At 58.6% G+C, this 26,113-nt stretch carries 21 protein-coding genes; 14 read left to right on the top strand and 7 right to left on the bottom strand.

The window, feature by feature from the left end; genetic code table 11:
- Positions 1 to 13 precede the first annotated feature (13 nt).
- The 6 genes from ACSHXH_RS11830 (at position 14) to ACSHXH_RS11805 (ending at position 4,999) form a co-directional block, all read left to right on the top strand.
- Positions 14 to 1,195, top strand: coding sequence for an ABC transporter substrate-binding protein (locus ACSHXH_RS11830; RefSeq protein WP_435672002.1), 1,182 nt, complete (start codon positions 14 to 16; stop codon positions 1,193 to 1,195).
- A gap of 77 nt (positions 1,196 to 1,272) precedes the next feature.
- Positions 1,273 to 2,241 (top strand): YVTN family beta-propeller repeat protein, encoded by a 969-nt coding sequence (locus ACSHXH_RS11825; RefSeq protein WP_435672001.1) that lies wholly within the window; start codon positions 1,273 to 1,275, stop codon positions 2,239 to 2,241.
- A 45-nt stretch (positions 2,242 to 2,286) separates the two neighbouring features.
- On the top strand, positions 2,287 to 2,733 hold the full coding sequence (locus ACSHXH_RS11820; RefSeq protein WP_435672000.1) for a hypothetical protein: 447 nt from the start codon (positions 2,287 to 2,289) through the stop codon (positions 2,731 to 2,733).
- Positions 2,734 to 2,876: 143 nt separating this feature from the next.
- Positions 2,877 to 3,593 carry an ABC transporter ATP-binding protein gene (locus tag ACSHXH_RS11815; RefSeq protein WP_435671999.1) on the top strand — a complete coding sequence of 239 codons (717 nt, stop codon included), beginning with the start codon at positions 2,877 to 2,879 and terminating at the stop codon, positions 3,591 to 3,593.
- The gene (locus tag ACSHXH_RS11810) at positions 3,590 to 4,390 is read left to right on the top strand and encodes an ABC transporter permease (RefSeq protein ID WP_435671998.1); all 801 of its coding nucleotides are present in this window, start codon (positions 3,590 to 3,592) and stop codon (positions 4,388 to 4,390) included. Before ACSHXH_RS11815 ends, ACSHXH_RS11810 begins: the two co-directional genes overlap by 4 nt.
- 54 nt (positions 4,391 to 4,444) lie before the next feature.
- Entirely contained in the window at positions 4,445 to 4,999 is a 555-nt protein-coding gene (locus tag ACSHXH_RS11805) for a tetratricopeptide repeat protein (protein WP_435671997.1), read from the top strand.
- Between the two features lie 6 nt (positions 5,000 to 5,005).
- Here ACSHXH_RS11805 and ACSHXH_RS11800 read toward each other — a convergent pair whose 3' ends face one another.
- Positions 5,006 to 5,668: an ABC transporter ATP-binding protein gene (locus ACSHXH_RS11800; RefSeq protein WP_435671996.1), complete on the bottom strand. Its 663-nt coding sequence runs from the start codon at positions 5,666 to 5,668 to the stop codon at positions 5,006 to 5,008.
- A gap of 10 nt (positions 5,669 to 5,678) precedes the next feature.
- Positions 5,679 to 6,656, bottom strand: a complete 978-nt coding sequence (locus ACSHXH_RS11795; RefSeq protein WP_435671995.1) for an ABC transporter substrate-binding protein — start codon at positions 6,654 to 6,656, stop codon at positions 5,679 to 5,681.
- A 155-nt stretch (positions 6,657 to 6,811) separates the two neighbouring features.
- Between ACSHXH_RS11795 and ACSHXH_RS11790 the strand changes: the two genes are divergently transcribed.
- The 6 genes from ACSHXH_RS11790 to ACSHXH_RS11765 all read left to right on the top strand — a co-directional run bounded on the left by ACSHXH_RS11790 (position 6,812) and on the right by ACSHXH_RS11765 (position 13,553).
- Complete coding sequence (locus tag ACSHXH_RS11790) at positions 6,812 to 7,222, top strand: c-type cytochrome (RefSeq protein WP_435671994.1); 411 nt, start codon at positions 6,812 to 6,814, stop codon at positions 7,220 to 7,222.
- A gap of 299 nt (positions 7,223 to 7,521) precedes the next feature.
- Positions 7,522 to 8,946, top strand: coding sequence for a DUF4123 domain-containing protein (locus ACSHXH_RS11785; RefSeq protein WP_435671993.1), 1,425 nt, complete (start codon positions 7,522 to 7,524; stop codon positions 8,944 to 8,946).
- 285 nt (positions 8,947 to 9,231) lie between these two features.
- Positions 9,232 to 9,519, top strand: coding sequence for a hypothetical protein (locus ACSHXH_RS11780; RefSeq protein WP_435671992.1), 288 nt, complete (start codon positions 9,232 to 9,234; stop codon positions 9,517 to 9,519).
- A gap of 36 nt (positions 9,520 to 9,555) precedes the next feature.
- Positions 9,556 to 10,071, top strand: coding sequence for a hypothetical protein (locus ACSHXH_RS11775; protein WP_435671991.1), 516 nt, complete (start codon positions 9,556 to 9,558; stop codon positions 10,069 to 10,071).
- 397 nt (positions 10,072 to 10,468) lie between these two features.
- Complete coding sequence (locus ACSHXH_RS11770) at positions 10,469 to 12,238, top strand: PQQ-dependent methanol/ethanol family dehydrogenase (protein ID WP_435671990.1); 1,770 nt, start codon at positions 10,469 to 10,471, stop codon at positions 12,236 to 12,238.
- Positions 12,239 to 12,371: 133 nt separating this feature from the next.
- A complete protein-coding gene (locus tag ACSHXH_RS11765; protein ID WP_435671989.1) occupies positions 12,372 to 13,553 on the top strand; it encodes a peptidase S41 in 1,182 nt (393 codons plus the stop codon).
- 38 nt (positions 13,554 to 13,591) lie between these two features.
- Here the strand turns inward: ACSHXH_RS11765 and der are convergent, their stop codons facing one another.
- From der to ACSHXH_RS11750, 3 genes are all read right to left on the bottom strand, one after another.
- Positions 13,592 to 15,043, bottom strand: coding sequence for a ribosome biogenesis GTPase Der (der, locus tag ACSHXH_RS11760; RefSeq protein ID WP_435671988.1), 1,452 nt, complete (start codon positions 15,041 to 15,043; stop codon positions 13,592 to 13,594).
- Between the two features lie 79 nt (positions 15,044 to 15,122).
- Complete coding sequence (locus ACSHXH_RS11755) at positions 15,123 to 16,451, bottom strand: PQQ-binding-like beta-propeller repeat protein (RefSeq protein WP_435671987.1); 1,329 nt, start codon at positions 16,449 to 16,451, stop codon at positions 15,123 to 15,125.
- A gap of 49 nt (positions 16,452 to 16,500) precedes the next feature.
- Positions 16,501 to 17,157, bottom strand: coding sequence for a hypothetical protein (locus tag ACSHXH_RS11750; RefSeq protein WP_435671986.1), 657 nt, complete (start codon positions 17,155 to 17,157; stop codon positions 16,501 to 16,503).
- A gap of 344 nt (positions 17,158 to 17,501) precedes the next feature.
- Between ACSHXH_RS11750 and ACSHXH_RS11745 the strand changes: the two genes are divergently transcribed.
- Together ACSHXH_RS11745 and ACSHXH_RS11740 are read left to right on the top strand one after the other, a co-directional pair.
- Entirely contained in the window at positions 17,502 to 18,806 is a 1,305-nt protein-coding gene (locus ACSHXH_RS11745; RefSeq protein WP_435671985.1) for an efflux RND transporter periplasmic adaptor subunit, read from the top strand.
- On the top strand, positions 18,803 to 22,570 hold the full coding sequence (locus ACSHXH_RS11740) for an efflux RND transporter permease subunit (RefSeq protein WP_435671984.1): 3,768 nt from the start codon (positions 18,803 to 18,805) through the stop codon (positions 22,568 to 22,570). The genes ACSHXH_RS11745 and ACSHXH_RS11740 overlap by 4 nt, the downstream gene beginning before the upstream one ends.
- 83 nt (positions 22,571 to 22,653) lie before the next feature.
- Here the strand turns inward: ACSHXH_RS11740 and ACSHXH_RS11735 are convergent, their stop codons facing one another.
- Both ACSHXH_RS11735 and ACSHXH_RS11730 read right to left on the bottom strand, forming a co-directional pair.
- Entirely contained in the window at positions 22,654 to 24,471 is a 1,818-nt protein-coding gene (locus ACSHXH_RS11735; protein ID WP_435671983.1) for an ABCB family ABC transporter ATP-binding protein/permease, read from the bottom strand.
- Between the two features lie 63 nt (positions 24,472 to 24,534).
- Entirely contained in the window at positions 24,535 to 26,091 is a 1,557-nt protein-coding gene (locus ACSHXH_RS11730; RefSeq protein WP_435672026.1) for a helicase HerA-like domain-containing protein, read from the bottom strand.
- Positions 26,092 to 26,113 lie beyond the last annotated feature (22 nt).

The raw sequence follows: 26,113 nt of genomic DNA, 5'->3' as shown, positions 1-26,113 counted from the left end.
GGGAGGGTTTGATATGCTGCGATCTGTGCGCGCGTTGCGTGACATGTGCTGCGTGTGCGCCTGTATTTCGGCGACCAGTGCCAGCGCACAAATGGACGTAACGATCCATTACCTCAAACAAGAGGTGCCCGCCCCACCCACCTTGTCGAACCTCGATCCGATCCCCGAGGACCTGGGCCTTCGCGGTGCCGAGCTTGGGTTGGAAGACAATATCACCACGGGGCGCTTTCTCGGTCAGACCTACAGCCTGAGCGTGACAACTGTCGCGCCAGATGGCGATTTCGTGCAAGCCGCACGCGCCGCTTTGGCCGACGGCGATCTCTTGGTGCTGGACGCGCCGATGGCACAGGTCTTGTCCGCAGCGGACCTGCCCGAGGCCGCGGGGGCCTTGCTGTTCAACGCCAGTGCTGCGGATGTGACGCTGCGCGATACCGAGTGCCGGGCAAACCTGCTGCACACCCTGCCCTCTTACGCGATGAAAGCCGACGCTCTGATGCAGTTCTTCGTGACCCGCCGATGGGACGAGATCGCACTTGTAGCAGGTGAACGACCTGACGATCAGGCTTGGGCCGATACACTTGAGACATCGGCGCGCAAGTTCGGGCTGTCGTTTGAGGCGCGCAAGACATGGGTGTTCGACGCCGATATGCGCCGCAACGCAAGTCAGGAGGTGCCGCTTTTCACCCAGGATCTTGGAGATTACGATGTGCTGCTGGTCGCGGACGCGGCTGATGATTTCGCGCGCTACATCTCGTACAATACATGGCGGCCCCGGCCTGTGGCTGGATCGGAAGGATTGCGCCCGGTGACCTGGCATCGTGTGGTCGAGGCCTGGGGTGCCGCGCAATTGCAATCCCGCTTTGAAGAACTTGCGAGCCGCCCAATGCTGGACCGCGACTATGCTGTCTGGGCCGCGCTGCGCGCCATCGGCGAAGCTGTGACCCGCACCGGCGTGGCCGATGCCGACGCCTTGCGTGACTACATGCTCTCGGACGCGTTCGAACTGGCGGGTTTCAAAGGCCGCCCGCTGACGTTCCGCACGTGGAACGGCCAGCTGCGCCAACCGATCCCGCTGGTCCATGAACGCGCCTTGGTGGCTCAGGCACCGCTCGAAGGCTTTTTGCACCAGCGCACCGAACTGGACACGCTGGGCCTCGATCAACCCGAAAGCAGCTGCACCGCCTTTGAAAACTGATCTTCTTATTTTTACAAACATGCCGGGGGTTCGGGGGGCTAACCCCTGCCATCACCAAACAAAAAGGACCGACACCGATGAAACTGCCGATCCTCACCACAGTGATCGCTGCCTTGCTGTCCAGCACCGCGCTTGCGGATGAAATCTGGGTCACGAACGAAAAAGACGACACAATCAGCGTGATCGACATCGACACGCTTGAGGTCGTGCGCACCTTGGAAACCGGAGAGCGCCCGCGCGGGATCACCTTTTCCAAGGATTTCTCGGTCGTTTATATCTGCGCGTCCGACAGCGACGCGGTTCAGGTCATGGACCCCGAAACAGGCAAAATCCTGTATGACCTTCCCTCGGGCGAAGACCCCGAACAATTTGTGCTGCATCCTGACAACCGACACCTTTATATCGCCAACGAGGATGACGCGATCACCACCGTGGTCGATACCGAGACCCGCACCGTGGTAGCGCAGATCGACGTCGGCATCGAACCCGAAGGCATGGCCGTTTCGCCCGATGGCAGCATCGCGATCACCACGTCCGAGACCACCAACATGGCCCATTGGATCGATACCAAAACACAAACCTTGTTCGCCAACACGCTGGTGGATTCCCGCCCTCGCCATGCAGAGTTCGTCAAAGACGGCACCGAGCTTTGGGTCAGCGCCGAGATTGGTGGCACGATTTCAGTGTTTGATGTGGCCACGCAGACCGAAAAGGCCAAGATAGAGTTTGACGTGGCCAACATCCATCCCGACCGGGTGCAACCCGTGGGGTTTGAATTTACCACCGGTGACACGCACGCCTTTGTGGCTTTGGGACCGTCGAACCATGTGGCGGTGGTGAATGCCGAAACCTACGAGGTCGAAGACTATATCCTCGTCGGACGCCGCGTCTGGCATATGGATTTCAACCGGGACCGAAGCTTGTTGTTCACCACCAACGGGGTGTCCGGTGATGTGACCGTGATCGACGTGGCCAGCCGGAAAGCGATCAAGAGCATCAAAGTGGGCCGTTTCCCCTGGGGTGCTGCATTTCGGCCAACCGACTGAAGTCGGCGCGACATTCCGCACAACACCGTTACCAAGGAGACAAACATGAAACCAACCCTCGCCACATTATGTCTGGCCCTGCTTGTGCCAATGGTTGCCTTTGCCGATGGCGCACCACGTGATCAATGGGGCCGCGCGGGCATCCTGTCTTCGGCCAACAAGGCCGATCTTCCGCCCATCACATTGAGTTCGGGCGTGCCGCTTGCCGACGCCCCTTGGGTTCTGAGCTCGGGCACATATTACGAGTTCGAGATCGAAGGCGACGGGTCAGCCGAGCTGGCGTTGGAAGGTTCAGAGTTCTTTCGCGCGATCTGGATCGACGAGGTTATTGTCAACGATCTGGAAATTCGCCCAATCGGGTTGAATTCCATCGAGTTCGACGACGCCGGCACAATGGAGATCGGTTTTGTTGCGATCAAACCCGGACAGTATTTCTTGCGGGTGCCGGGATCGACCGGTGAGACGCAGCGGCTGGAGATTACCATTGAATAGTCTGGACTGGGTCATCCGGCGCTGACGATGCGTCGACGCATCGTCAGTTTTCCGTTAACGGCAAACCTTGGGGCTCTGCCCCCGCGCGCAAAGCGTGCCCACGAGGATATCTTGAACCAACAAAGACAGGCAGGACAGAACGTATGAGTTTGCAAGTCTTCGATCTGTCCTTTTCCTACGGCCCCAAAACCGCGCTGGACGCTGTGTCTTTTTCGGTACCGAAGGGACGCTTTGCCGCCCTGCTTGGACCAAATGGGGCGGGAAAATCGACGTTGTTTTCGCTTTTGACACGGCTTTTTGTGTCTCAAGCCGGGGATGCGCGCATTGCAGGGCATGATTTACGGACCGCGCCTTTGGCAGCGATGGCCAAACTGGGCGTGGTGTTTCAACAAAGTACGTTGGACCTGGACCTGACTGTGCGGCAGAACCTGAGATATTTCGCGGCACTGCACGGACTATCGGGGCGAGATGCGGACCGGCGGATCGACGGCGCGTTGGCACGGCTTGAGATGGGCGAGCGCGCGAGCGAAAAGGCACGCGCTCTGAACGGTGGCCATCGCAGGCGGACTGAAATCGCCCGGGCGCTTTTGCATGATCCAAAGGTACTGTTGCTTGATGAGCCGACGGTCGGGTTGGACGCGACCACGCGCGCGGGGTTGACGCGGCACATTCACGACCTGTGTACCGACAGCGGTGTGACCGTGCTCTGGGCCACGCATCTGACCGACGAAGTGTTGGACGACGATCAGGTGATCGTGCTGCATCGCGGGCGGGTTTTGGCGGATGGGTCCTGTGGTGAGCTTCGCGGAGATACATCCCTGCCCGCCTATTTTGCAGATTTGACGAGGGCAAAGGCATGAGTGGGGCGCGGCATGCATTGGTGGCGATGCGCGCCATCGTGATCCGCGAGGCGTTGCGCTTTGTGCATCAACGTGAGCGGTTCATCGCGGCTTTGGTGAGGCCGCTGGTGTGGCTTTTGGTGTTTGCGGCGGGATTTCGGGCGGCTTTGGGTTTGTCGATCTCGCCACCCTACCAGACCTACATCACCTATGAGACCTACATCGTACCGGGGCTTTGCGGGATGATCTTGCTGTTTAACGGAATGCAATCGTCGCTCAGTCTTGTCTATGACCGCGAGATGGGGTCGATGCGGCTTTTGCTGACGGCGCCCTTGTCGCGGGCCTGGCTTTTGTTCAGCAAGCTGCTTGGGAGCACGATTATCTCGGTTTTGCAGGTCTATACGTTCCTGCTGGTGGCGTGGTTGTTTGATATCACGCTGCCGGGCTGGGGCTATATCGCGGCCCTGCCTGCGTTGATCTTGGCCGGGTTGATGCTCGGGGCGCTGGGTTTGGCCCTTTCGAGCTTTATCAAGCAATTGGAGAATTTCGCAGGCGTGATGAATTTCGTGATCTTCCCGATGTTTTTCCTGTCCTCGGCGCTTTACCCGCTGTGGAAGATGGCAGAAAGTTCAGAGCTGTTGCACGACATCTGTGCGGCCAACCCCTTCACACACGCGGTCGAATTAATCCGCTTTGCGCTTTATGTTGATGTCAACGGGACGGCGCTTGTGTGGACCGCGCTGGCAACGGTTGCGTTCATGGGGCTGGCGGTGTGGGGTTATGATCCAGCGCGGGGAATGATGACCCGCAAGGGCTAGGACTACGACCATAAGCGTGATGATTTGAGCGGTCTTATGCGGTAGGATCACGATATGAAACAGATCCTGATCCCGCTAAGTTGCGCGCTTGCACTGACTGCCACCGCCCTTTGGGCCGAGCCCGATGACGATGATCCGGGTGGCGTACTGAATCCAGACGAGATGACGTGGCAATCCATGCTGGACCGCGCCGAGAAAGGCGAGACCGGCATGGTGCTGTGTTCGACCGGATATATGCTGACCAAGTCGGGCGATCATGCCACTGCGCGGGCGTTGTTCAAGAATTGCGCGGAGGCAGGATATACCGGGGCAATGACGTGGATGAGCCAGCTCGACAATAACGGATTGGGCGGAGAGTATGACCCGGATGCCAGTGCAGACTGGGACCGACAGGCCGCCGAATTGGGCGACCCGGTGGGCAAGTTCAACCACGGCCTGAACCTGATGCGTGGACATGGCATTGTTCAGGACGAAGCGCTGGGGCGGCAATTTGTCGATGAAGCCGCTGCCGACGGATTGCCCGTGGCCAAGCGGTTGCAGGGTGCGGGCTATGATCTGGACGAGGTCACGCCCGATGCCGACAACTGGAAATACGCGCCCGTGTTCTAGGGACGTTTAGGCGCCGCGCGGTTTGAGCTGTGCCGGCGTTCCGGACAGTTCAACGATGCGGTTGGCCAGCCGTTCCGCCTCTGGAATTGCGTGCGTAACGAGCAGCGTTGCAACCGGATGACTGTCACGCAAACGCTCAAAGAGGGTCATCATTTCGTCACTGAGGTCAGCGTCAAGGCTGACAAAAGGCTCGTCCATCAACAAGACATCGGGCTTTCCGGCGAACGCACGCGCCAATGACAGGCGGCGTTGCTGACCAAGCGATAGCTGGTCGGGAAACGCGCCGCCGCGTCCCGGCAACCCCACCTCTTCCAAGGCTGTGTCGATCTGCACCCGCGTCAGCCCCAAAGTGATAGACAGGTTGTCGGCCACGCTGCGCCAGCGCATGAGCGTTGGTTCCTGAAACACCATGGCCAGTTTTCCGGGGCGACGGACATGGCCCGCGTGGCGCTGCTCAAGCCCGGCGATGATGCGCATCAGGGTGGTCTTGCCCACACCCGACGGCCCAATGATCGCCACGGTTTCGCGCGGCGCGAGTTTGAACTCGATGGGCCCAAGAACCGCTTTGCCCCCAAAAGACATGCCTTCGAGCGAAACCGTCAACACAGGCAAAGGCGACTCTGCCGGGTTTGCGATACCGCTGTCACGCACCAGTTTGAGGTTGGGCACCGCGGTCACATCAACTGCCGGGTTGGACAAAAACGCCCTCGGGCAGTGTGGTCGCGGCCCCGATCAGCTTTTCTCCGCCCAATTCGGCCATAAGCGCCAACATACGCGCGGCGGCCTCTTCATCGACCGCGGCATCTGCGGGGATGCCCTGTAGAAACCCGGCCTTGAGCGCCCCAAACTCGGCATCAGTCTTGGCATTCATGCGCGGGCGCAAACGGTCCCATTCGGCGTCAGAGCTGGCCAGCAGATCTTTGGCAGCCCGGCTTGCAGCGGCCAAGCCTTTGACCAGTTCGGGATGATCCCGCAGGGTTTCCCCACGCATGACATACCCCAGAAGCGGTGTTTCGGGATCAAGGCCCAGTTCACGCGCAGCGGCGTCCACAGTGATAAGGGGTTTCATGCCCCCAGCTTCCATTTTGGCAAGGAAATGCCAGAAATTGATCGCACCATCCAATTCACCCTGAAGGCCTGTCTTGAAGATCAGCGGCGGTGCGCCAAAGACCTGTTCGGTCTCGGTGACAAGGTCCATGCCGTGCATCTTTTCGGCATAGGCGCGCAGGATCAACCAGCTTTTGTCGAGCGGGCCACCGGCAATGCCGATCTTGCCGCCCTTGAGGTCTGTCAGCGATGTGGCTGCGCTGCCTTCCGGCACCAGCAACGCGCCGACCGCCTTGGAATACGGGATAAAGATAAAGTCCTTGCCCTCGGCCCGTTGGCGCGCAACCCAGAGCCAGTCAGACACGATCACGTCCGTTTCGCCGCCCTGAAAGGCGACCTGCGCAGCAGAGCTTCCTGCGACACCCTGCACCTGAAGATCAAACCCCTGTGCCATGTCAAACCCGTTGTGTTTGATGGTGTCGAGTTCCCAATTCACTGTGCCGAATTCCAGTACCGCAGCGCGCAGAACGGGTGTTTCGGCAAAAGCGCCTGTAGCGACGAGAACCAGCGCGGCAGAGGTCGCACGGATGGTTGAAAGTAAGCTCATCATGTCCTCCCAGAATGACTGCCCCCACAGTAACAGCGGCTTTTCTTGCGAAAATACGACCAAAGGATGTGGGCACGCAGAGGATGTGTTGATGTGGATCATATTGGCTGGTTCGTGGCGTTCTTACGCTGAGGCATCAGCATAAAGGAGACCACCCCATGACACGCCTTGCCCTTATCGCAGCCGCAAGCCTGTGCGCTTTTCCGGCCTTTGCCAGCGAGATCACTTTTGAGCAGGTGAAGATCGACGCAGGCAAGACGCTTTTCGAGGCAGAGTGCCGCCGCTGTCACGCGATCGAGCCGACAGATGCGTCCTACGGGCCTCCGCTTGAGAATATCGTAGGACGCGGTGCCGGGACCTATGAGGATTACGACTATTCAATCGCGCTTGCCGCGTCGGGCATTGTGTGGACCACCGCCGCCTTGCGGGCGTGGATGGAGGACAATGACGGGTTTATGCCCGGCACCAAGATGCGCCATGTCGGGATTGAAGATCGCACCGTGCAGGATTTCATCCTTGCTTATCTTATATCCATCACAACACAGGACAATTCGGCCATTTCGAAGTGAAGCAGGGATTGGGGGCGGCACCAAGAGGTGCTGTCCTTGGACCGAGTGGCACCCGAGTACAAAATGTTGTGCGGTTTATGTTGAAAATCCAGCGAAATTTCCGTCTTTCCGTGATGGGTCCAATATGAATCGTCTTAGTGCCCAAACGGTGATGCCAAGCGAAATTTCTGGCGCCCGCTTTAGCGCATCAATGCTTGCCGTGCGCAACGTCAGCGAAACTTGGCGCGCCGCGGGGGCGCCTCTATTTTATTGACCGGCGACTAGGGAATGCTTATCTTTCGCATAGACGCATTTTACTGATGTATTCCGTTATCGAGTTCGCCAAAAAAGACTGGCCATCTAACCGTTTTCAAAATGAGACCATTGAGCAGATGACCAAAACGCGGTTTGTTTTTGAGTGTGTTGTTAGCCAAAACAATGGGACTGGCATCCGCGTAAGTGATTGTACGATCGCGGTTTTAGCGGAAGACGACAAGCAAGCCGAAAGCGCGCTCAGAGATTACATCTTCGAGACAGACTACGTCTTAGAGAGTGTCACCTCGCGTAAGCGATTTCCCGAAGACTTCGATGACGGCGCGGAACTGGGCCTGGCCAGTGACCTCTTGTCAAAGCTTTCGGATGCGGCATCAGTGCACCTCGGGCCACTTCAGGAAAGACGCAACCCCTTTGAGGCTCATTTATCTTCTCTCGCGTCCAATCGTACACCTCTGTTCGCGCTACTCGACGGAGCACAATTCGACAATCTGCCGACCCTGCTTTTGCAGAAAGGATTCAGGTCTCGCTCGCTGTATCTGGACCGAGGTGACAATGATCCACAGCGCGTTATCACCGCGCCGCACCTTGTTGTTTTAACAGAACAAAACGAAATGGCCCCCAACCGGGATCACGCTGGAACTGTGACCGCCCTTTTCGATTTGCTTTCCGGAAGACCTGCAGCTGTCTTTTGGCAATGCGACGCGGGCGAAGACGCACTTTACAAGCATCTGCGCGGGCTGAACATGGTGCTCTATCCCATCGATGCAATGGACCCAAAGCCAGATCTTGATGACAGCAATGCGCAAGATGAAATCGCGCAGGATGATCCCGACGTTCCGAACCCGTTCGCACCCCAAGATACGCAGGGGGAGACGTCCAACGCGGAAGACAAAAGCGCGTCGGCCGCAACACATGACATGGTTTTATTTCGGCACGCCGATGCCAATGTCATGGCACAAACCCTTATTGCGCTCGACGCGACAGAGCGTGCGCGTTTGTTTGGACCGGCAAGCAGAATACTGTTCATGCCATCCCCGGAATTCTGCCCCGCCAATGAAGCGTGGATGGAGTTCTCCAATCGAAGCACTTCCTCCTCTCGCGGCCCCCTTAAGATTTCTATCGAGAGCGCTGCACGCATTGGCGGTGCGAGCGATCAGGCAATCTTGGCTGACATGCGGACCTTTCTTTACGGTTCTGACCCGGAAATGTGTGCGCAGTTCACCCCGGCGCAAATTGATGCGACCATTACAGCCGCATTGTCCTCTGGTCAGGCCATAGGCTTTGAAGAAGATGCGTCTTTCGCCTGTTGGTCATATCTCATGCTGATCACAAATCATGCGATTGCTGGTGATGCAGATGTATTGGCTGGTTTTCAGGATGGAAAGCGCACGCCAGACGAAAATATGAATCGCATGATGGCGGAGTTTCAGCGTATGGATGCTACTGCCCTGAGCAATGTGGGTATTTAAATGGTTGTGCCCCTCGTTTTAGCCGCGGCACGCGTGCTCGCGAGCCCTGCAGGACGGGCTGTTCTTGCATCAGCCGGTGCCGCGGTGGCGCGTGTCGGACGTGTGGCAGCTCGCGCTTACAGAGTTTATCGCAATGGGCGCAGACGATTTGAACAGTGGCGCCGAAACAACTGTAGAAATTGTCCGCTCAACCAGCAGACATGCGCCGCAGCATTTGGTGGGAATGGTGCCAGACCACCACCATACAGCGGCGGAGCATACAGTCGATTAGGAGCGCAACGCGGCGTGACTGAGCGACATCACATGCCCCCGAAACGCATGGGCGGACTGTCCGAAAGTGCAGGCATTGCAATCCAAATGGATCGAGCCGATCACATGGCCACGATAGGGCACGGAAGCCGTGGCCCTGCCTACCGGAGTTTCATGCAAACCGTCATAAACACAGTTGGCGTAGAGGGTGCATTTCTCATGGAAGCTGGTGTGATTGCTGTGCAATTTCCCGGAAAATACAACGAAGCATTGACGGAAGCTGGCGCTTACATGGCCTGCCTCAGCGCAGCAGGCGTGATCTAAGGCCGTAAATCGCACAGAGCGAAGGAGCATATGAAGATGGACTGGACAATAGAGCCGTTGGTGGGTGTCGGCCCAATTCGTTTTGGTGACAGCCCAGAAGAGGTGGCCGCGAAAATCGGGCCGGCTCGTGAAACACAGCGCCTTAGCGCAATGCCGCAGTTTCTTCAATTCCTCGGGGGCAAGGACAGTGTAACTGAACTTCGGAGCGACCCGTCAATTGAGTATACGCAATGGATGCCGAATGTTGCTTATGAAGACGGCAAGGTTGTTGAACTCATCATGACGGATTCGCAGGAAAATCTGAATATCAACGGTATTCCATTCTTTACCGGGGTGATTGACGAAAACTTTGTCGCTTTAAAAACATTGTCGCAGAAGATCGCACATACAGACGACGGCACGTACTTTTTTGTCGATCTTGGGATTTCTATGCTTGATGAAGAGATTTTTGGATTCGAAGACCCGGTCACTGTCTTTACGAGAGGCCATTATGACGGCTTCATCGAAAAGTCGATTTCCGCAGGAACCTGCCGATATATCAAGGGCACCTGAAGCACAGAACTTTTCTGCGCTGCCAACTCATGAACGCGGACTTGAAGCGGCGCAGGCCAACACGCATAAAAAACTATCGGTTTTTGACCTTCTGGGTTAAATGGCAAACACAGTAACTTAACTGTGCCAAAACCCTCGGTAGGAAGTCGCAGGGTTAAGTCTGCTATTTTGTCGGAAAAGTCTGACACACACAAAGTCAGTAAGCCCAAACAAAGGCTCTGCCTTCTGGACGTCGACTCGCAGAACATTACGACCAAAGTCCTGTCAATCTCCAAAAGGTCTTACGACACAAGTCGCGTACAACGGCGTTTGGTTATCCTTATACTGCCAACAATCGTCCATGTGCGCCGGTGTGCATCTGGATCTTTGCAACTGTACGTTCACGGGAGGAATACGGATGAACAGATTTGTTGCCGCCGTTACAGCCAGCATCTTCGCCGCATCAGGCGCATTTGCAGCGGGTGTGACAGAAGAGATGCTGGCCAATGACCAGACCATAACCAATCAGGTCGTGACCAATGGGATGGGTCGGCATTTGCAGCGCTACTCACCGCTGGACACGCTGAACAAGGACAACGTCAAGAACCTTGTTCCTGCCTGGGCGTTCAGCCTTGGGGGCGAAAAGCAGCGCGGCCAGGAAACGCAACCGCTGATTTATGATGGCATCATGTACATCACAGGGTCTTATTCGCGCCTTTACGCGATTGACCTGAACACCGGCGAAGAGCTGTGGCAGTACGATGCCCGTTTGCCCGAAGGCATCCTGCCCTGCTGTGACGTAATCAATCGCGGCGCAGCATTGGCGGGCGACAAGGTGATCTTTGGCACATTGGACGCGCGGATCGTGGCACTGGACTACAAGACCGGTGATGTGGTGTGGCGCGACAAGATCGACGACTACAAAGCGGGCTATTCCTACACGGCTGCCCCGCTGGTTGTGGGGGATTTGGTCATCACCGGCAATTCGGGTGGTGAATTCGGGATCGTTGGCTCTGTGCAGGCACGCAACGTGAATACGGGCGATCTGGTTTGGCACCGTCCCGTAATCGAAGGCCATATGGGCATGCTCAATGGCGAAGAAAGCACGATGACCGGCACGCTTAACGCAACATGGCCGGGTGATATGTGGAAAACCGGTGGCGGTGCCACATGGCTTGGCGGTTCTTACGACGCCGACACGGATACTCTGGTCTTTGGCACGGGCAACCCCGCGCCGTGGAACAGCCACCTGCGCAATGCGGGTACGCCAACCGATGGCAACGCAGGTGACAACCTCTACGCCGCCAGCCGTATCGGGATCGACCCGGCCACCGGCGAGATCAAGTGGCACTACCAGACCACACCGCGTGAAGGCTGGGACTATGACGGCGTGAACGAGGTCGTGTCTTATGTCGACCGTTCCGGCAACATGCGTTACGCCACCGCCGACCGGAACGGGTTCTTCTATGTCCTGAACCGCGAAGACGGCGCGTTCGTCGATGCCTATCCGTTCGTAAAGGACATCTCTTGGGCCAGCGACATCGGTGATGACGGGCGCCCGGTCTTTGTCGAGGACAACCGCCCCGGTGATCCCACCGCCTCTGCCGATGGCAAGAAAGGCGACGTAGTTTTCTCGTCTCCGGGCTTCCTCGGTGGCAAGAACTGGATGCCGATGGCGTTCTCGCAGCGGACCGGCAATTTCTATGTGCCGTCCAACGAATGGGGCATGGATATCTGGAACGAGCCGATCACCTACAAGAAGGGCGCGGCCTATCTTGGCTCCGGCTTTACCATCAAACCGAACTACGAAGACCATATCGGGTCGCTCAAGGCGATTGATCCTGACACGGGCGAATGGAAGTGGGAATACAAGAACGAAGCGCCGCTTTGGTCTGGTGTGATGACGACCGCTGGTGGCCTCGTGTTCTTTGGCACCCCCGAGGGCAAGTTCCTGGCGCTGGATGACGAGACCGGCGAAACGCTTTGGTCCTTCCAGACCGGCTCGGGCATCGTGGGTCAGCCGATCACCTGGGATCAGGACGGCGAGCAGTATGTCTCGGTCATCTCTGGCTGGGGTGGTGCGGTTCCGCTGTGGGGCGGGGAAGTGGCCAAAAAGGTCAACTACCTGAACCAGGGCGGCACGCTCTGGACCTTCCGTCTGCCGAAAGAGCTGGCAGCGGCGAACTGACTTTTACCAAGCGGTAAAAAAGAGCGGCGCACCTTGGGGTGCGCCGTTTTTTGTTGGGAGGGTGATTGGTGCGAGAGTAGTTTCGTGTGAAACCTGCTAGACATTGTCACCTACATGCTTGCGCGTTGCCCCAATGTCATTGATCCATGATCTAGAGGAAATAGAAAGAACGGTTCTTGCAACCGATCCCAGCTTCCGAGAAATCGCTCGTGAGGACTTGGATCACCACATTCGAGACGCCCGCCAGGCTGCACTAAAGAACGCAAAGGACGAGTTTCTCCTTTCACTGATGCGGCTTCTGGCCCTGCCGAGGAATGGACACACGCGTCTGATCCCTAATACTGCCATCTCGATTCTGCCTTACAGGTTTGTCACCATCGGTCACAGTGTGCGACTGGTTGGCGCCCCTTTCGATTCAGGCGCTGCAATTGGCAGCGAATTGATCTCCATAAATGGCATTGCCGTTTGCGAAATCGAAGCCATATCACGGAACCTGCTTTCAGGGACCAGACAGCGAGAACGTGTCATTGGACCAATCCTGTTTGTCTGGCCAAGCGCATTGGCCAGCTTGGACGTAGTCTCTGGCAGCGGCACACTTAAATTCCGTCTACGAGACGCCACTGGACAGATAAACCGGATCACCCCGGATACTGGAAAATTGGTTTTCGCGTCTTCGCTGTATCCTCGAAACGAACATGGAAAAGCCGACGCGCATTGGACCCCCAAAACCTATCTTGAGGTTGTGGATTTCGGTCATCTTGGACTGCTCATGGTGCTTCCGAGCTTCTTCGATCTTGGCGACACTGACCTATCAAATGCGGTATCCCGGGCAGCGGATCGCGTCAGGTCCCGTCCTGATACTCCCCTTATCATTGATGTGCGAGGCAATACTGGCGGCGATTTTCTTCGGACCATGCCTTTGATCGACGCAATCTCGGAAGGCGCAAACGACCGTCAGGTCGGCGTACTTGTCGATAAATTCACCTTTTCAGCAGCGATAGTTTTTGTCGCAATTCTCAAACATCGACTTGGAGCACGTTTGAGACTCATCGGCGAAGAGATGGGAGATGCGCTGACCTTCTTTGCAGAAGGAGGAACCGTCGAGCTGTCGGCCAGCGGTGCCGTAGTCCGTTATTCATCGGCCTTTCATGATTGGACGGAGGGACGTATTGACGAGACTACTCCGCAGGAAATCGCGAAACAGATCGTTGCTGTTGGCAATTTGGTTGTAGACCATGCATGGGTCGCTAATTCGGACGATATTGAAGCGCGGGATCACATCTGCAAGGAGATGTTAGACAGCTTGAGTAGGTAGCGTCCCGAACGCTTTTATGAAAATCTGACCGCTACGACCTACCCACGTCCCTTTCCCAAATGCTTCTTCAACGCACCAGCGTTCTTTTCGCGGCGGCCTTTGTAGGGGTTCTTGTCGCCCTGCCCGCGCAGCGTCAGGCGAATGGGAGTGCCGGGCATGTCGAAATCTTCGCGCAGGCCGTTCACCAGATAGCGCTTGTAGCTTTCGGGCATCTTGTCGGGGTGTGAACACATGACAATAAAACCCGGCGGACGGGTCTTCGCCTGTGTCATGTAGCGCAGCTTGATCCGTTTGCCCTGCGGTGCGGGGGGCGGGTGCTGTTCGATCATCCCACCCAGCCAGCGGTTCAATTGCGCCGTGGTCACGCGGCGATTCCAGATGTCATGCGCCTTGATGATGGCGGCTTGCAAACGGTCCAGACCGCGCCCGGTTTTCGCCGAAACGGTCACCAAAGGCGCGCCGCGCAGCTGTGGCAAGAGGCGTTCAAACTCCTCTTTCAGCATCTTCAGCTTGTCTTGCTTGTCATCCTCGGTGTCCCATTTGTTGACCGCGATCACCACGGCGCGGCCTTCGCGTTCGGCCAGATCAGCGATGCGCAGATCCTGGCTTTCAAACGGGATGGCTGCATCCAGCAACACAACCACGACCTCGGCGAATTTCACCGCGCGCAGTCCGTCAGAGACAGACAGCTTTTCAAGCTTTTCCTGAACCTTGGCCTTTTTGCGCATTCCGGCGGTATCAAAGATGCGCATGTGCACACCTTCCCATTCCGTCTGCACCGAGATCGCATCGCGGGTGATTCCCGGCTCGGGGCCTGTCAGCAGGCGGTCTTCGCCGATGATCTTGTTGATCAGCGTCGATTTGCCTGCGTTGGGGCGGCCGACGACGGCGATTTGCAAGGGCTTGGTCTTGGTGATGGCGCGGGGCGCGTCGGGATCGTCTTCGCCCACATCGACTTCGGTTTCAGGTGCGTCCGCTTCGGCACGTTCGTCGAACACGTCAGCCAGCGGTTGCAGCATCGCATACAGATCCGGCATGCCTTCGCCATGTTCAGCCGAGATGCGCAGCGGTTCGCCCAGCCCCAAGCCGTAGGCTTCGAGAACACCCGCCTCGGCGGCGTTGCCTTCGGCCTTGTTGGCACCAAGGATTACATGGGCGGCGCGTTTGCGCAGGATTTCAGCCAGTACTTCGTCAGCGGGCGTCACGCCGACACGGGCGTCGATCATGAACAGGCAGATATCAGCCATGTCCACCGCTCGTTCAGTCAGCTTGCGCATCCTGCCTGGCAGGCTTTCGTCAGTGGCCTCCTCCAGACCAGCGGTGTCGATCACGGTAAAGCGCAGATCCCCCAGCCGTGCAGCACCTTCGCGCAGATCGCGGGTCACACCCGGTTGGTCATCGACCAAAGCAAGCCGTTTGCCGACCAGTCGGTTGAACAGGGTCGATTTGCCGACATTGGGACGACCGACGATGGCGAGGGTAAAGGACATGGGCGCGCAGGGCTCCGACTTGGGCTCGGTGTGATATCAAGCCGCTCGCCTAGCCTATTTCCTGCGCCTGTGAAAGGGGTCAGCGATAAGCGTGCAAAACACCATTGGTCGAGACGACATAAAGCACCCCATTCGCCACTACAGGCCGGGTTGTGGCCCCGCCCCGGATTTCGGTCTGACCAACAAGGTCGCCCGAAGCCGGGTCAAAGGACCGGATCAGCCCGTCCGACGATGCCACGATAAGACGACCGCCTGCCATGATCGGCCCGTGATTGGTAAAGGCAGAATCGCGGCGGCGCTGCGGGCGGCGGACGGGTTCATACCCCGGCAGGTCCACCGACCAGATTTGTGTGCCGTCATCGGCGTCAAGACGGATCAACTCGTTCAGATCGGATACGAGATATACCGAATTGCCCGCAGGCCAGACCGGATCGAGCGCGCCGTGCTGCGCCGTCCAGCGGCGTTCGCCAGAATTGACGTTCAGCGCAACAACGCGGCCCGAATGGTTGCCCGCGTAGACAGTGTTGCCCTCAATCACCGGATAGCCGGTGATGTCATCCACCAAGGCAATGGCAAAGCCCCTGCGCGCGCCAACGATGTCCGCGCTCCAAAGACGCAGACCGCCCTGACGGAACGCGCCCTGCACAGCGCCGCTGCCAAACGAAAACACCACATGGCTGTCATTCACCGCAGGCGGCGCCGCCCCGGCCACGTTGCCGATGTCGCCCAAGCCGTCGGATTGCCAACGCACGCGGCCATCATCAGCCTCAACCGCCCAAGCGGTGCTGTCGCCCGCAACCACATAAACCAGGTCGCCAAACACGGTGGGCGCGCCTGTGGCCGCAGCGTCAAGACGTTGGGTCCAGATTTCCGCGCCGGATGATGCGTCAACGGCGGTCAGCGTGCCAAAACCCGATGTCACATAAAGCCGACCGCTGTCATAAGCCAACCCACCCGCCAAGGCTTGCGAAGCGTCATCACGCAGCGGCACAAGACTGTAGGACCAAAGCGCTTGCCCGCTGGTCGAAGTTGCGGACACGCGTCCTGCGCTGTCGATGGTAAAGATGCGGCCATCCGCAACAACGGGATCGGTGATGATCCGCGCGCGACGCTTATCGCCTTGTCCGATCGAGGTCGACCAGAGCGGCGTCAGGTTAGCAGCCAGCGCCGCGTTGGTGGTGCGGGCAGATGGGCTGACATGGCTTTGCGCCCACGACGCGTTGTTCGTTGCCGCCGGAACATTGGCAGGGATCGTGCTGTTGGTCAAAGCCTCGGTCGGCGTGCTTTGCGTTTCTTGCAAGACCTCCCGTACACCAAGACGTTCGCCGGGCAGGATGATTTCGCGTTCCGCGCACCCAGCCAGAACACCGGTCGCAATCACGCTTGCTACGATAAGTTTTGCTTGCACTGCCCTGCCCTCGTCTTTTTGCCGTGTCGGTACTCTTTGAGCTTGCCGATCAGGACGCCGCGATCTCGCCCCCCAGCGCCACAATCAACTGAGACGCGCGTCGGCGCAAGCCTGCTGTGACCTCGGAATCCGTGAGCAGCGCGTTGAGGCGCGTCAGCGCCGCATCAGTGTCGCCTGCCTCGATGTCCAGAAGGGCCAGTTGTTCTTCTGCCAACAGGCGCAGCGGCGCGCCGGGGGTAGCCATCGCTTCAAAGGCCACGCGGCGTTCCTCAGCGCCCAAAGGCGTTTCAGGACGGGTCAGCGCCTTGAAACTGGCGATCTGGCGGTAAATCTCGGGCAGTTCGCCATTGATGGCGGTGGCATTGAGCCGGGTGGCGGCCGCTGTGCCATTGCCATCCAGCGCCTCTTCGGCGGCGATCAACATGTCAAGAACGGCCGCACCTTCAACCGAGGGCGCATCGATCTGGTCAAGCGCCGCAACGCGATCAGCGGCGGCATCGTTCTCAAGAGCGACAAGGATGGCATCACCGAACGCTTGCGCCTGTGCCGATTGGGTGGCGCGGGAATATTCACGGTAGGCCGTTCCACCTACGAGCAGCAGGACCGCCAGAATCGCAATCCAGCCATAGCGGCGCATAACCCCGAAAAGCCGGTCGCGCCGAACCTCTTCGGTTACCTCGTCGATAAAGCTGTCTGTATCGCTCACCCGAAAGCCCCCTCTTGACGTGTGTTTGGTCCACACCACACCTGAATGTCGCCCCTCATACCGCGCTGCGGCTCAGGTGCCAAGCAGGGCTTTTCATCTGTATAAGGAACCACATGTGACACTCCCAGTAGGGTTGCGCCGAAAAATGGCGCTGCCGGAGTGCAAATCGGTGCCTTTCCACACTGAACCGATCGGTTCATCTTGAAAATCTTGGCACCTTCTGTAATCTAAACCGATTAGTTCACCGTATACATTTTGTCTGCTGACAGGATGGGTTTCGGTATCACCGGTCTGCGTTGGCAGCCCCAAGCAATGATAGACGTGCAGGCACAAGGTTACCTCTGATGCGAATTGTTCCCCTTATCACCGCCTGCCTGGTTGCAGCCGTGCTGTTCGGCCTTGTCATTGAACGTGACAGGTTTTTTGCGCTGGTGACCGACCTGAGCCCACGCGACGATGCAGTGGCCGCGGATGACCCAGCAGTCACGGAGCCTTTCACCGATGACATCCCCGCCGCAGAAGCGGTTGCCGAAGGTGTCGTGCGCGTTATGGCGAAACGCTCTGTTGCACGCGAAGTTGACACGCAGGTGCGTCTTCGTGGCGAAACCCAAGCAACGCGCTTTGTATCCGTTGTGGCCGAGGTGAGCGGCAAGATCGTGTCACCGCCCTTGCGCAAAGGCGCGTTTGTGCAAGAAGGCCAAGACCTGTGCACGATTGACCCCGGCACCCGCGAGTCCAGCCTTGCCGAAGCACAGGCGCGTCTGGCCGAAGCCAAGGCCCGCCGCCCCGAGATCGAAGCCCGCATTCCAGAAGCACAAGCGCGCTTGGCCGAGGCACAGGCGCGGCTGGAAGAGGCGCGCATCAATGCCACCGCCGCATCCCGACTGAGCGAGGACGGGTTTGCCAGCCAAACCCGCGTCGCAAACACGGAAGCCAGCGTTCAAAGCGCACAAGCCGCGATCACGACCGCCGACTCGGGTGTTGCTGCCGCCAAAGGGGGTCTGGAATCGCTTCAGGCCAGCATCGAAAGCGCCGAAGCGGCTGTCAATCGCGCCCAAACCGAGATTGACCGGCTCAGGATCACAGCCCCTTTTGCAGGCGTTCTGGAAACCGACACCGCCGAATTGGGCAGCTTGCTGCAACCGGGCGGTTTGTGCGCGACGGTGATCCAGCTTGATCCCATCAAGGTGGTGGGCTTTGTACCGGAAAACGAGGTAAACCGCGTTGAGGTCGGTGCCATCGCGGGCGCGCGGTTGAACCAAGGGCCCGATGTGCAGGCGCGTGTGACCTTTCTGTCCCGCTCGGCGGATCCGACCACCCGCACGTTTCGCGTGGAATTGACCGTGCCAAACTCGGATCTTGCGATCCGCGATGGTCAGACGGCAGAAATTCTGATCCAGTCGCGGGGCGAAATGGCGCATGTTCTGGCGTCTTCGTCTTTGACACTCAACGACGAAGGCACGCTTGGGGTGCGCACCATCGACGCCGAAAGCGCCGCCCTGTTCATGCCCGTGACCATCCTGCGCGATGCGCCCGAAGGCATCTATGTGACCGGCCTGCCTGATCAGGTCGATGTCATCACCGTTGGACAGGAATTCGTAACCGACGGTGTGCCCGTAGCACCCAGCTTTGAAGAGGTCATCCAATGACCGGGATTGTCGACTGGGCTGCGGAACGCGCCCGTATGGTGCTGGCATTCATCGCGCTGTCACTGATCATTGGCTGGTTTGCATATGACACCCTGCCCAAGGAAGGCGAACCGGACATCGAGATCCCGGCGCTTTTCGTGTCCGTGCAGTTTCCGGGCATTTCGGCAGCCGACAGCGAGACCTTGCTGGTCAAGCCGATGGAAACCGAGATGGCCGATCTTGACGGTCTCAAGGAAATGTCCGGCACCGCAGCGGAAGGGTATGCCGGGATCGCGCTTGAGTTCGAGTTTGGCTGGGACAAAACCCAGGTCATGGCCGATGTGCGCGATGCGATGAACAAGGCTCAGGCCAATTTCCCCGCAGGGGCTGAACAGTATTCAATCAACGAAATCAACTTTTCCGAATTCCCTATCATCATCGTGAACCTCACCGGGCCGGTGCCCGAACGCACGATGGCGCGGGTGGCCAAGGATTTGCAGGACCGGCTTGAATCGCTTGAACCGGTGCTTGAGGCCGGGCTTGCCGGAAACCGGGACGAGATGCTTGAGGTGGTGATCGATCCGCTTCGGCTTGAAAGCTACAACGTCACTGCGGATGAATTGATCCGCGTGGTTCGCAACAACAACCAGCTGATTGCTGCTGGTGAATTGCGCAGCGAACAGGGCACCTTTGCGGTCAAGATCCCTTCGAGCTTTGACGACCAAAGCGATGTGTATGACCTGCCCGTCAAGGTTAACGGCGACCGTGTTGTGACGCTGGGCGATCTGGCGACCATCAACCTGACGTTTGAAGACCGTCAGGGTACGGCCCGGTTCAACGGGGAAAAGACGCTTGCGTTGCAAGTTGTCAAACGCAAGGGATTTAACCTGATCGACACGGCCACGCTGGTCAAAGCCGAAGTTGCCGCAGCCGAAGCTGGTTGGCCGCCCGAACTGCGCGCTGCTGTTCAGGTGGGCAGCTCGAATGACCAATCGCGCATCGTCGACAGTATGGTACGGCAGCTTGAAGGTTCTGTTCTGACGGCTGTTGCGTTGGTGATGATCGTGGTTTTGGCCGCCCTTGGCCTGCGCGCCGCACTTCTGGTGGGCTTTGCGATCCCGACCTCGTTCCTTTTGTGCTTTGTCTTCCTGACGATCATGGGTGTCAGCATTTCCAACATCGTAATGTTCGGCCTGATCTTGGCCGTGGGCATGCTGGTGGACGGCGCGATTGTGGTGGTTGAATACGCCGACAAGCGCATCAAAGAAGGCTCCGGCCCGATGACGGCCTATGTCGAGGCCGCCAAGCGGATGTTCTGGCCCATCGTCAGTTCGACTGCGACCACTTTATGCGCGTTCCTGCCAATGCTGTTCTGGCCCGGTGTTCCGGGCGAATTCATGGGCATGTTGCCGGTCACGTTGATCTTTGTTCTGTCCGCCTCCTTGGTTGTGGCACTGGTCTATCTGCCGGTTATGGGTGGCGTCACGGGCCGGTTTTCGCGGATGCTGGACGGGGCATCGACCGCATTGAAGGCCAAGGCAACTTGGCCGGTGCGCGTGGCAATGGTGCCGGTTGTATTGCTCATGCTGTTCGCGGGCGCACTGATGCTGCTGGAGCCGGGGTTCCTGTTCCCGCCCATCGGCACCGGGCTTGCCGCGCATCTGCCGGGGATCGCGCTGTTCCTGATCGCGTCCGTGTTGGCGTCGATCGTGCTGGATGCCGCGTCGATCTCGTGGAAGCGTAACCGCATTGACGGACACCGACGGCGGACGCTGTTTGGCTATTTCATCAAGTTCATCGCCGGCAACCCGATCATGCCGATTGTGTCGATCGCTGCCGTGCTTGGCTTTGTCGTCAGCGTGTTCATGTATTTCGGCGAAAACAGCAACGGCGTCGAATTCTTTGTGGAATCCGAACCCGAACAGGCCATTGCCTATGTGCGTGCGCGCGGCAACCTGAGCCTGCAAGAAAAAGACGCATTGGTGCGGCGGGTCGAAGACATCGTGCTGGCGCATCCCGGCGTCATAAACGCGTTTTCCTTTGCCGGTGACGGCGGGCTGAACACCGATGCAAGTGGCGCGGCAATTCCCGGTGACACCATCGGGCAAGTGCAGTTCGAGACGATCCCGTGGGAAGACCGCGCTGACCGTCCCGACTTGGATGGCAATCTCATCATTGAAGAGCTGAACGCCACCGCTCAAACCCTGCCGGGGATCGAGGTCGAGATCAAAGCGCTTGAACAGGGTCCCGCCAGCGGCAAGCCGGTGCATCTGCGGCTTAAAGCGGATGACTGGAACCTTTTGCTGGCGGTGACCGAAACCACGCGTCAGCGGTTCGAAAACACACCCGGTCTGACGCTGATAGAAGACACGCGCCCCCTGCCCGGTATCGATTGGCAAATCGACGTCGACGTCGAAAAGGCCGGTCGCTATGGCGCGGATGTGGCCACCGTTGGCGCGATGGTGCAGCTTGTGACACGCGGCATCCTGCTTGATACCATGCGGGTGCCCAGCTCGGACGAAGAGATCGACATCCGCGTGCGCCTGCCCGAAGAAGACCGCTTTTTGTCGACGCTGGACACGTTGAGGGTGCGCACCGAAGACGGGCTTGTGCCGCTCTCCAACTTCATCACGCGCCAGCCGGTGGCCAAACTGGCCGAGATCAACCGCGTCGACCAAAAGCGCTATTTTGACGTGAAAGCGGATGTGCTGGTCGGTCTGAGCAAGGTTGTAATGGACGGGCCGGACAACACGGATGTGACGCTGGGCTTGCTTCAGCAATCGGACAGCGGCCAGATCATCAGCTCGAACGAGGAAACCTACGCCCTGTTTGGCGCCGCACAGACCTCGATGTCCGAGATGCAAAGTTTTCTTGACGATGGTGCGCGGATCATTCCGGTCAATGCCAACGAACGGATCGCGGTTCTGACCGAGTGGCTCAACACCGATCCGCTGTCCGGTGTGGAATGGGAATGGACCGGGGACCAAGAAGAACAGGAAGAAAGCGGCGCGTTCCTGATGAACGCCTTTGCAGCGGCCTTGGGTCTGATGTTCATCATCCTTCTGGCGCAGTTCAACAGCTTCTATAACGCGCTTCTGGTGCTGTTGGCGGTGATTTTGTCGACAACCGGCGTTCTGATCGGGATGCTGGTGATGGACCAGACATTCAGTATCATCATGACCGGGACAGGGATCGTGGCGCTTGCCGGGATCGTGGTGAACAACAACATCGTTCTGATCGACACCTATCAGGAATACTCGCGCTACATGCCCCGGATCGAAGCGATTGTTCGCACGGCAGAAGACCGCATTCGCCCCGTTCTGTTGACCACGATCACGACCATGGCAGGGCTTGCGCCGATGATGTTCGGCCTCAGCCTTGATTTCTTCGGTGGCGGCTATTCCATCGACAGCCCCACCGCACTGTGGTGGAAACAGTTGGCGACGGCGGTGGTGTTCGGTCTGGGTATTGCCACGGTACTGACCCTGATCTTTACGCCGTCGATGCTGGCGTTGCGGGTCTGGTTCACCACCTACGCGTTGTGGATGTTCCGTCTGATGGCCCGTCTGGGCGGCGGCAGCGCAAGCCGCGCAGGCCGGGACTGGGCGTTGCAGCGCGCAGCCAAAAAGGTCTCTTCACCGACAATCGTCTGGGAAGATGATCCGCTGCCCGGCACCGAATACGAAGACAGCCAAACCGGCGCACCCAAGCTGGACGACCTCAAGAAGGTGCTGAACCGAAGCCGCCGCGATGATGGCGACCTTCCGGTGCAAGCCGCTGAATAGGGCTTACTGATCATCGGGACCGAATGCGGTGACGCGCTTGGTCCCGATGATTTCGAGGCTCAGCGTCGATGCCCGTGAACGTGTCAGGCCGCCGCATCTTCCTCTTGCATCTGACGGTTCCAAAGCGCCGCATAGCGCCCGTTCCGCGCCAGTAGATCGTCATGGGTGCCCTCTTCGGCAACCAGCCCGTCTTCGAGCACAACAATCCGGTCCGCATCGGCGATGGTCGACAGACGGTGCGCGATGGTGATGACCGTGCGCCCTTCACTTGCCAGCTTCAGCGCACCCTGGATCGAGGCTTCGGTTTCGGAGTCCAGTGCGGATGTCGCCTCATCCAGAATGAGGATCGGCGGGTTCTTGAGCAGGGTGCGGGCGATGCCGACACGCTGCTTTTCCCCGCCCGACAGTTTGAGCCCCCGTTCGCCCACCATCGTGTCATAGCCTTCGGGCAAGGACAGGATGAAATCGTGGATCTGGGCAGCACGCGCGGCACCAATGATATCAGCCTCAGTGGCCCCCGCACGGCCATAGGCGATGTTATAGCGGATCGTGTCGTTGAACAGAACCGTATCCTGCGGCACGACACCGATAGCGTCATGCAGGCTGTCTTGTGTCACGTCACGCACATCTTGACCATCGATCTTCACCGACCCGCCGCTGACGTCATAGAACCGGAACAAAAGCCGCCCGATGGTGGATTTTCCCGATCCCGACGGACCAACCAGCGCCACGTTTTCACCCGAACGCACATACAGCGACACGCCTTTCAGGATGGAGCGCGCAGGATCATAGCCGAACTTCACATCCTCAAACCGCACCGCCCCTTCCGAGACACGCACATGGGGCGCGCCGGGTTTGTCCGACACCTCTTGCGGCTGTTCCAGAAGGTCGAACATTTCGCCCATATCCACCAACGCCTGACGGATTTCGCGGTAGACCGTGCCAAGAAAGTTCAGCGGCATGGTGATCTGGATCATATAAGCGTTGACCATGACGAAATCGCCCACGGTCAGCGTGCCGTTCTGCACACCCAAAGCTGCCATGACCATAACCGTGATCAGACCAGCGGTGATGATGACGCTCTGCCCAAAATTGAGCAGCGCCAGCGATGTGGCTGTTTTGACAGCAGCGCCCTCGTAGCGCTCCATCGACTGGTCATAGCGGTCGGCCTCGCGGGTTTCGGCGCCGAAATACTTGACAGTTTCAAAGTTGAGCAGGCTGTCGATCGCCTTTTGGTTGGCATCAGTGTCCTGCGCGTTCATCTCGCGGCGCAGGCGCACGCGCCATTCGGTGACTTTGAAGGTGAACCAGACGTAAATCACGATGGTGACCATGACCACGCCCATGTAACGCACGTCGAGCAAGAACCACAAAAAGCCCATGATCAGCGTCAGTTCAAGGATCAGCGGCCCCACGCTGAACAGCATGAAGCGCAGGAGGAAATCGACACCCTTGACCCCGCGTTCGATGATCCGGCTAAGCCCACCTGTCTTGCGTGTGATGTGATAGCGCATCGACAGGCGGTGAATATGGGTAAAGGTTTCCAGCGCCAGCGCGCGCAATGCCCGTTGTCCAACCTTGGCAAAAACTCCGTCGCGCAACTGCTGAAAGCCGACGTTCATCAACCGCGCCACGCCATAAGCCAGCGTCAGGCCAATGCCGCCCAACATGAGGTCTGACACCTCACCGCTCAGCGCATCCACCGCTTTACCGAACAACAGCGGAGCCATGACGTTCACCACCTTGGCGATGATCAGGCAGGCAATTGCGATCACGACACGGCGCTTGACCCATGGCTTGTCCACGGGCCACAGGTACGGCCCCACCTTGCGAATGGTGCGCGCGCCCGAGCGCCGTTCGTCAGCGGCGATGTCGGCGTCGGTTCTGATGTCACTTGGCATGTGTGGGCTTTCGTCTTGGCATGGTGCCTCCACTTAGCCCGCAGACCCGCAAAGAACCAGTGCTCACCGCGCTTTGAACAGCCCGCCCAGTATACCGCGCACGATGCGGCGACCCGTTGTGCCCTTGAGTTCCTTGACCACGACATTCGCAATCGCCTCGCCGATGCTTTCGCTGTTGCGGCTGGACCGGGTGCGTGCCGGTTGCGAGGTCGACCGCCCCACCCTTGCGCCGGTGTACCGCCGCCCGGCCGTGTATTCGCGCATAGCAACGTCCAGATCGACCTCTTTGGTCTCTGCCGCTGCGGCAGCCACCGCCGCGTCTTTGGTGCGTTGGGCAAGGATTTCGTAGGCAGACTGACGGTCGAGCCTGTTTTTATACTTCGTGCCCAGATCACTTGTTCCAATGACACCGCCACGTTCCGCAGGCGATATGGGGCCGAGCTGTGACGATGGTGGCCGGATCAGCGTGCGTTCGACAACGCCCGGAATGCCCTTGCGTTCCAGCATCGAGGTTACGGCCTCGCCCACGCCGACTTCGCGGATCGCCTGTTCGGTGTCAAAGGCCGGGTTTTCGCGGTAGGTCTCCGCCGCCATACGCAATGCCTTGCGATCCCGCGCGGTGAAGGCCCGCAGCGCGTGCTGCACGCGGTTGCCCAATTGGCCAAGAATATCTTCCGGAATGTCATCAGGGTTCTGGGTGATGAAATACACGCCCACCCCTTTAGACCGGATCAGGCGGGCGACCTGTTCCACCTTGTCGACCAATGCCTTGGGCGCCCCGTCAAACAACAGATGCGCCTCATCAAAAAAGAACACCAGCTTGGGTTTGTCAGGATCACCCACCTCGGGAAGCTCTTCGAACAGCTCGGACAAGAGCCAAAGCAGGAAGGTCGCATAAAGGCGCGGCGAGGCCATCAATTTATCTGCCGCAAGGATGTTGATCTGCCCCTGACCGTCCGCATCAACGCGCATCAGGTCACGTAGATCAAGCGCCGGTTCGCCAAAGAAATCCGCGGCCCCCTGATTTTCCAAAACCAGCAGACGACGCTGGATCGCACCCACCGATTGCACCGCGATATTGCCGTAGCGCAAGGACACGGTGTCCTTGTTTTCACCCAGCCAGACCAGCATGGATTGCAGGTCCTTGAGGTCAAGAAGCGGCAAGCCTTCTTCATCGGCAACCCGGAACGCGATATTCAGGATGCCCTCCTGCGCCTCGGACAGTTCCAGCAAGCGCGAAATCAAAAGCGGCCCCATTTCCGCGACCGTGGTGCGGATCGGATGTCCCTGATCGCCAAACAGGTCCCAGAAGGTGACCGGAAAGGCGCGGTAAGCAAAATCGTCAAAACCAATCGTTTGGGCGCGGTCGGTGAAGGGTTGGTGCAGCTTGAACTCTGCGCTGCCGGGTTTCGCCAGACCGGACAGATCGCCTTTGACGTCCGACATGAACACCGGAACCCCCTGGGCGGAAAAGCCTTCGGCTAGAATTTGCAGCGTCACGGTTTTCCCGGTGCCCGTGGCCCCAGCAACAAGTCCGTGCCTGTTGGCAAAATCCAGACGCAACCATTGCTTGACGCCGTAGCCGTCGCCCCCACCACCAACAAAGACACCGTTTTCCATACCCATTCCCTTGTCCATCTGT

The organism is Marivita sp. (genome assembly GCF_051251565.1).
Lineage (GTDB): Bacteria > Pseudomonadota > Alphaproteobacteria > Rhodobacterales > Rhodobacteraceae > Marivita.
Note: the sequence above shows the minus strand (reverse complement) of the source record. Positions and strands in the feature narration are given on the sequence as shown.